Raw genomic sequence first — 6281 nt, forward strand, 5'->3', positions numbered from 1 at the left:
GTCCCTCGGAAGGGACCGGGCCGGGGCCTGACACGTACGAAGGATCAGTGGTGGCCGTGGCCGCTCGTGATCTCGTTGTACTCCTCGGCCGTCGGCTTGGGGATCTGGCTTCCCTCGCCGTAGTAGCCCTTGCTCAGCTTGACCCGCAGCTTCTCCGCCGGAGACGTCTTGCGCACGACACCGTTCTCGTCGACCGTCGGGCCGATCTCGGCGGGCTTGTACTGCTCGTGCGCGGTGAGCGCGTGCAGCGCGCTCTGGTCGAGCGGCTCGTGGACCTCGATGAACTCACCGTGCGGCAGCCGCTTGATGATGCCGGACTCACGTCCGTGCAGCACCTTCTCGGCGTCGCGGCGCTGAAGTCCCAGACAGATCCGCTTGGTGACGACGAACGCGACGACGGGCGCGACGAAGAACGCGATCCTGACGAACCAGGTGATCGTGTTGATCGACAGATGGAAATGGGTGGCCCAGATGTCGTTTCCGCCACCGATCAGCATGACGAAGTACCAGGTCAGCCAGGCCACACCGACACCGGTGCGGGTGGGCGCGTTGCGCGGGCGGTCCAGGATGTGGTGCTCGCGCTTGTCGCCGGTGACCCAGGACTCGATGAACGGATAGACCGCGAGGACCACGAGGACCATCGGGAAGATCATCAGCGGGATGAACACGCCCAGGACGAACGTATGGCCCCAGACGTTCAGCTCCCAGCCGGGCATCACTCGGATCAGGCCCTCGGAGAAGCCCAGATACCAGTCCGGCTGGGCTCCGGTGGAGACCTGGTCCGGACGGTAGGGGCCGATCGCCCAGACCGGGTTGATCGTGGCGATCGCGGAGATGATCGCGATGACGCCGAAGACCAGGAAGAAGAAGCCGCCCGCCTTCGCCATGTAGATCGGCATGAACGGGGCGCCGATGACGTTGTTGTTGGTCTTGCCGGGACCGGCGAACTGCGTGTGCTTGTGGTAGAAGACCAGGATCAGGTGCGCCACCACGAGGCCGAGCATGATGCCCGGCAGCAGCAGGATGTGGATCGAGTAGAACCGCGCCACGATGTCGTGACCGGGGAACTCCCCGCCGAACAGGAACATCGAGATGTACGTGCCGACGATCGGCGTGGACAGGATGGCGCCCTGCGCGAAGCGGACACCGGTTCCCGACAGCAGGTCGTCCGGCAGCGAGTAACCGGTGAGTCCGGTGAACAACGCGAGCACGAACAGCAGGAAGCCGAACACCCAGTTGATCTCGCGCGGCTTGCGGAACGCGCCGGTGAAGAAGACGCGCATCATGTGCACCAGCATGGCCGCCACGAAGATCAGCGCGGCCCAGTGGTGGATCTGGCGGATCAGCAGACCACCACGGACGTCGAAGCTGATGTCCAGGGTCGAGGCGTACGCCTCGGTCATCCGGACACCCTGCATCGGCACGTAACTGCCTTCGTACACAACCTCGTTCATGCTCGGGTGGAAGAACAGCGTCAGATACACACCCGTGAGGATGATGACGACGAAGCTCCACAGGGCGATCTCGCCCAGCATGAAGGACCAGTGGTCCGGAAAGACCTTCCGCACCATGCCCTTGGCGGCGCCGTAGATCCCGAGACGACCGTCCGCCCAGTTGGCGACCCGCTCCCCCGCGGGAGCCTGGCGGCTCTTTTCGTCAGACGCTGTACTCATCCGCGCTCCCAGAAGGAAGGACCGACGGGCTCGTCGAAGTCGCCGAGCGCTTCGAGATAACCCTCACCGTTCACACCGATCCGCAGCTGCGGAAGGGCGTGGCCGGCCGGGCCGAAGATCACGCGGGCGCCGTCGGAGAGGTCGAAGGTGGACTGGTGGCACGGGCAGAGCACGTGATGCGTCTGCTGCTCGTACAGGCTGATGGGGCAGCCGACATGGGTGCAGATCTTCGAGTAGGCCACGATGCCCTCGTGGGACCACTCAAGCTCCCGCTTGTCCTTGATCTCCGCCGGCTGAATGCGAACGATCATGAGAGCCGCCTTGGCGATCTCATTGTTGAAGTTCTCGTTGTGCTCGTCCAGCCCCTCGGGCTGGGCGAACGTCAGCGACCCCACCGTGACGTCCTCGGGACGCAGCGGTTCGTTCGTGTTCTGGTTGATGAGCATCAAGCCCTTCTTCCAGAACGTCTTGCGGAGCTTGTCCTCGGGCAGCGGGCCGAGGTCACGCAGCAGTACGACGCCGGAGAGCGGCAGAAGGGCCAGCGCGCCGAACATCGTGTTGCGGATCAGCTTGCGGCGTCCGAAGCCGGACTCGGCCGCGCCCTGGAGGAAGTCCCGCTTCGCCTGTGCGGCGACCTCGGGGGTCGCCTCGATCGGGTGCCGCTCCTGGATGATCTCCACGTCGCTCATCAGCGTGCGGGCCCAGTGGACCGCGCCGGCGCCGACGGCGAACATGGCGACCCCGAGCGTCAGTCCCAGCGAGAAGTTGAGCGCGCTCACATGGCCGAAGGGCCAGATGTACACGATCTTGTCGACGGGGAAGGCGACGAACGAGGCGATGAATCCGGCCGTGGCCAGCATCGACAGGGTGAAAAGTCCCGCCACCGCGCGCTCGGAGCGCTTGGCCGCCCGCTCGTCGATGTCCTGGATACGCGGCCGGTGGGCCGGCATCCCGGGGTCGGCGAACGGGTCGTTGGCCCGCTCAACCTCGCCGTGCGCGGACTCCTGCTCGCTGGAGGGCAGTTTCTCGTCTGAAATCCGGTTGTCACTCATGACTTCCTGGCCTTAGCGGTGTGCGCCGCGACCCAGACGGCAACTGCGATCAGTGCGCTCAGACCGATGGCCCAGGAGAACAGCCCTTCGCTGACGGGCCCGATGCCACCGAGCTTGAAGCCGCCGGGGCTCTCCGACTCGCCGCTGTTCACGGTCTGGATGTACTTGATGATGTCCTGCTTCTGCTGCTCGGGCATCGTCGAGTCGGGGAACGAGGGCATGTTCTGCGGACCGGTGAGCATGGCCTCGTACATGTGCTTGGGAGTCACATCCTCAAGCGACGGGGCGTACTTGCCGTTCGTGAGCGCTCCGCCCTCACCGACGAAGTTGTGGCACTGCGCGCAGTTGGAACGGAACAGCTGGCCGCCGTTGGCCGCGTCCGCCCCTTCCGGGTTGGACTGCTCGGCGGACGGGACCGCGGGACCGGGGCCGAGCGAGGCGACGTACGCCGCGAGTTGGTCGATCTCCTTCTGGTCGTAGATGACCTTCTTCTTGGGAACCTGCGGACCGGGCTGCTGCGCCGGCATCCGGCCGGTGCCGACCTGGAAGTCCACGGCCGCGGCACCGACGCCGGTCAGCGATGGACCGTCGGACGTGCCCTGACCGCCGACACCGTGGCAGCTCGCGCAGCCAACGGCGTACAGCTTCTTGCCCTCGTCGATGGCGAGGGACTGGGCGGTGTCGTCTGCCTGTGCCTTGCCCGCGGGCGCGAACGCGGCGTACAGCCCCCCGGTGGCCGCCAGCGCGAGGAGTAGGACGACGACCGCCGCCATCGGATGGCGTCGTCGTGCGGAGAGCTTTTTCACGGATTACCCCGGTGTCAGGATCTTCTGCGTCGGTGCTTCTGGACTGGACTGTGCGCGAGCGCTTCGGGCGCTGTGGCCCGCTACTTGATCAGATAGATCGTGGCGAAGAGGCCGATCCAGACGACATCGACGAAGTGCCAGTAATAGGACACGACGATGGCGGCGGTTGCCTGCTCGTGGGTGAACCTCTTGGCCGCGTACGTTCTGCCGAGAACCAGCAGGAAGGCGATGAGACCGCCCGTCACGTGCAGACCGTGGAAGCCGGTGGTCAGATAGAACGCGGAGCCGTAGGCGTCGGACGAGAGCGAGATGCCCTCGTGCTTGACGAGTTCCGTGTACTCGAAGATCTGACCGCCGATGAAGACCGCACCCATCACGAACGTGATCACGAACCACGAGCGGAGCTTCTTCACGTCGCCGCGCTCTGCGGCGAAGACGCCGAGCTGGCAGGTGAGGGAAGAGAGCACCAGGATCGTGGTGTTGACCGCGGAGAACGGGATGTTCAGCGAGTCGGCCTTCTCCGACCAGAACGCTTCCCCTGTCACCGACCGCAGGGTGAAGTACATCGCGAAGAGGGCCGCGAAGAACATCAGCTCGGAGCTCAACCAGATGATGGTTCCGACACTGGTGAGGTTCGGCCGATTGACCGTCGGGTGCGCGTGCCCGGTTTCTACTGTCGTTGCTGTCGCCACGACCGACATTATGTCGGTCGCTTATCCCGCCCTCACTCCCGGGGGTGCCCTTCGGAGTGTCAGCGGCTCCGGAGCCGATCAGGGCCGGGATCGAACGGCCCTTTGCGGGAGGGGCGGGACCCGTGTGACTTGGTGGCCGACGGAGTAGCATCCGACGTCACGACGGATGTCACGGAGGAACAATGCAGCCGACCGCCACGGTCCTGGTCTACAGCGACAACGCGAACACCCGCGAGCAGGTGCGGACGGCCGCGGGGCGCCGGCCGGCCGCCGATCTGCCGCCGGTCGAGTACGTGGAGTGCGCGACGATGCACGCCGTGCTCAAGGTGCTCGACAAGGGCGGCGTCGACGCCTGCGTCTTCGACGGCGAGGCGACGCCCATCGGCGGCATGGGCCTGTGCCGGCAGATCAAGGACGAGATCTTCAACTCCCCGCCCGTACTGCTGCTGATGGGCCGCCCGCAGGACGCGTGGCTGGCCACCTGGAGCCGTGCGGAGGCCGCTGTGACACTGCCGGTGGAGCCGGTCGGCTTCCCGGAGGCACTGGCCGCGCTGCTGCGCACCAGGCTCGCCGTGGAAGCCTGACGGCTCCACCGGGGCCGGTTCATCCGGCCCGCGTCAGACCTGCGGACGCAGCCGGGCGGCTTCCACCGGGCCGGAGCCGTCCTTGGTCCCGCCGCCCAGCAGCGCGCTGCCCTGGCGCCACTCGTTCCAGTCCAGGTTCCAGTCGCCGAAGCCGTTGCCGAACGGGTCCATGTCCTCGCCCTCGCTGTTGACGACCCTGACGATGTCGCCCTCGCGGACGGTGTCGAAGAACCATTGGGCGTTGTCGGTGGACATACCGACACAGCCGTGGCTGACGTTCGCCGACCCCTGTGAGCCAACGGACCAGGGGGCGGCGTGGACGTACTCACCGCTCCAGGTGACCCGCGTCGCGTAGTGGACCGGCAGGTCGTACGACTCGCTGCTGCCCGCCGCGATGCCGACGCTGGTGCCGCGCATGCGGACGAACGACTGCTTCTCCAGCACCACCTTGATGCCGTTACGGGTCGAGAAGCCGGGCTTGCCGGTGGTCACGGGGACGGTCTTGATCTCCTCGCCGTTGCGCATCACCGTCATGTGGTGCGTACCGGCGTCGGCGATGGCTTCGAGCCGGTCGCCGGTGCTGATCTTGAGGGGCTTGACCGATCCGCCGTACAGCTTGCCGCCGACCTTGATGCCGTCGAGGGTGCTGCTGACGTTGATGGACGCGTTTGCGGGCCAGTACTCCCTGGGCCGGAAGTGCAGGGTCTTGTCGTCGACCCAGTGCCAGGCGCCCTCCACGGCGGGGCTGGAGCGGACCTTGAGGCCCCGCTCGACGACGGCCCTGGCCTCCTTGTCCTTGACCGGTGTGCCGAGCTCGGCGGTGATGGGCTGGCCGACGCCGTACTTGCCGGCCTTGGGGCCGAATTTCACGGCCAGGTTCCGCTGCTTCACCCGGGACGTCTCGAAGTCGAGCGTACGGCTGCCAGGGGCACCGTCGTCGTCCTCGGTGGAGACCTTCACGGTGTAGCGGGCACCGGCGGCCAGTGGCGCCGTGGAGTGCCAGCGGGCCCCGTCTGCGGCCAGCTCGCCCGCCAGGTGGTGGCCGGAGCCGTCGGTGACGGTCACGTCGGTGATACGTGCGTCACCGCCCTTGGCGACGATTTCCAGTGGCTTGTCAGGGTTCGCCTTGGCGTCACCCTTGGGTGCGTTGAGGGAGACCTGGTCGGCTGCGTCGTAGGGCTTGCCGGACAGCGGATGGCCGTCCGGGCCGCCACAGCCGGTCGCTGCCGCCCCGAAGGACAGGACCAGCACAGTGCAGCCGAGAACGGTGCGAAAGCGCGGCTTGTGGTTCATATGCACACGTTATGAAGAATGTTCGGTTACGGCGCGCTGTGTGACTGCAAACGAGGGGCCCGGATCCTCCTCAGGGGTGAGGAGGTTTCGGGCCCCGTGTGGCGTTTTCGGGTGGACGGCGCCCGGCCAACTGGGTCTGGGTAGCAGCGCGTTAGTACTAGCTGACCCAGCCCCCCCGGCC

Annotated in this window: 6 protein-coding genes; 1 reads left to right on the top strand and 5 read right to left on the bottom strand. The window is 66.5% G+C overall.

The window, feature by feature from the left end; translation table 11 throughout:
- Window positions 1–44: 44 nt before the first annotated feature.
- The 4 genes from ACFWV8_RS37165 to ACFWV8_RS37180 all read right to left on the bottom strand — a co-directional run bounded on the left by ACFWV8_RS37165 (window position 45) and on the right by ACFWV8_RS37180 (window position 4232).
- Window positions 45–1673: a cytochrome bc complex cytochrome b subunit gene (locus tag ACFWV8_RS37165; RefSeq protein ID WP_384214762.1), complete on the bottom strand. Its 1629-nt coding sequence runs from the start codon at window positions 1671–1673 to the stop codon at window positions 45–47.
- Window positions 1670–2725, bottom strand: a complete 1056-nt coding sequence (locus tag ACFWV8_RS37170) for a Rieske 2Fe-2S domain-containing protein (RefSeq protein ID WP_384214764.1) — start codon at window positions 2723–2725, stop codon at window positions 1670–1672. The genes ACFWV8_RS37165 and ACFWV8_RS37170 overlap by 4 nt, the downstream gene beginning before the upstream one ends.
- The gene (locus ACFWV8_RS37175) at window positions 2722–3531 is read right to left on the bottom strand and encodes a c-type cytochrome (RefSeq protein WP_384214766.1); all 810 of its coding nucleotides are present in this window, start codon (window positions 3529–3531) and stop codon (window positions 2722–2724) included. Before ACFWV8_RS37175 ends, ACFWV8_RS37170 begins: the two co-directional genes overlap by 4 nt.
- 80 nt (window positions 3532–3611) lie before the next feature.
- Window positions 3612–4232 (bottom strand): heme-copper oxidase subunit III, encoded by a 621-nt coding sequence (locus ACFWV8_RS37180; RefSeq protein WP_384214768.1) that lies wholly within the window; start codon window positions 4230–4232, stop codon window positions 3612–3614.
- 173 nt (window positions 4233–4405) lie between these two features.
- Here ACFWV8_RS37180 and ACFWV8_RS37185 point away from each other — a divergent pair, with 173 nt between their 5' ends.
- A complete protein-coding gene (locus ACFWV8_RS37185; RefSeq protein ID WP_189107948.1) occupies window positions 4406–4807 on the top strand; it encodes a hypothetical protein in 402 nt (133 codons plus the stop codon).
- 33 nt (window positions 4808–4840) lie between these two features.
- Here the strand turns inward: ACFWV8_RS37185 and ACFWV8_RS37190 are convergent, their stop codons facing one another.
- A complete protein-coding gene (locus ACFWV8_RS37190; RefSeq protein ID WP_384214770.1) occupies window positions 4841–6100 on the bottom strand; it encodes an Ig-like domain-containing protein in 1260 nt (419 codons plus the stop codon).
- Window positions 6101–6281 lie beyond the last annotated feature (181 nt).

It is taken from the genome of Streptomyces sp. NPDC058665 (assembly GCF_042714995.1).
In the GTDB taxonomy this organism is placed as follows: domain Bacteria; phylum Actinomycetota; class Actinomycetes; order Streptomycetales; family Streptomycetaceae; genus Streptomyces.

Coding starts and splice junctions, on each gene's coding strand:
- ACFWV8_RS37185 (WP_189107948.1), top strand. CDS start 4,406: ATGCAGCCGACCGCCACGGTCCTGGTCTACAGCGACAACGCGAACACC.
- ACFWV8_RS37165 (WP_384214762.1), bottom strand. CDS start 1,673: ATGAGTACAGCGTCTGACGAAAAGAGCCGCCAGGCTCCCGCGGGGGAG.
- ACFWV8_RS37180 (WP_384214768.1), bottom strand. CDS start 4,232: ATGTCGGTCGTGGCGACAGCAACGACAGTAGAAACCGGGCACGCGCAC.
- ACFWV8_RS37190 (WP_384214770.1), bottom strand. CDS start 6,100: ATGAACCACAAGCCGCGCTTTCGCACCGTTCTCGGCTGCACTGTGCTG.
- ACFWV8_RS37170 (WP_384214764.1), bottom strand. CDS start 2,725: ATGAGTGACAACCGGATTTCAGACGAGAAACTGCCCTCCAGCGAGCAG.